Below are 367 nucleotides of genomic sequence, written 5' to 3'. Positions count from 1 at the left end.
CTCATGGTAGATTAACGACCATCGATCACCCTATCGCGATATTTATTAAATGTGAAGAAGCCATTGCCTTTGATGCAATCGATAAGCAACCCGTGGATCTTTTATTTGCTTTGTTAGTCCCTGCAGACCAGTGCCAACAACATTTAGGCACGTTATCGAGCATGGCCCAAAAGTTAAGCGATAAGCAAATATTGAAACAGCTTCGTAAAACTCACGACGCAACAGAACTTTATCAGGTTATTACTGCATGAAACTAGTTATAGTATCGGGACGTTCAGGCTCAGGGAAATCCGTTGCCCTGAGAGTATTAGAAGACCTAGGATATTATTGTGTTGATAATTTGCCTTTACCACTCATTGGCACATTA

The 367-nt window shown here is 40.9% G+C and carries 2 protein-coding genes; both read left to right on the top strand.

Going from position 1 to position 367, the window contains the following annotated elements; genetic code table 11:
- Positions 1-251, top strand: a 251-nt coding sequence (locus AAEY72_RS14280) for a PTS sugar transporter subunit IIA (protein WP_352311158.1), incomplete at its 5' end; no start/stop codon positions are given.
- On the top strand, positions 248-367 hold a 120-nt coding region (locus AAEY72_RS14275), incomplete at its 3' end, for an RNase adapter RapZ (RefSeq protein WP_352311160.1). The genes AAEY72_RS14280 and AAEY72_RS14275, both read left to right, overlap by 4 nt.

The sequence above is a fragment of the Psychrobacter sp. W2-37-MNA-CIBAN-0211 genome (genome assembly GCF_040309405.1).
Taxonomy (GTDB): Bacteria; Pseudomonadota; Gammaproteobacteria; order Pseudomonadales; family Moraxellaceae; genus Psychrobacter; species Psychrobacter glaciei.
This window is presented reverse-complemented; position numbering and strand designations above follow the sequence as displayed.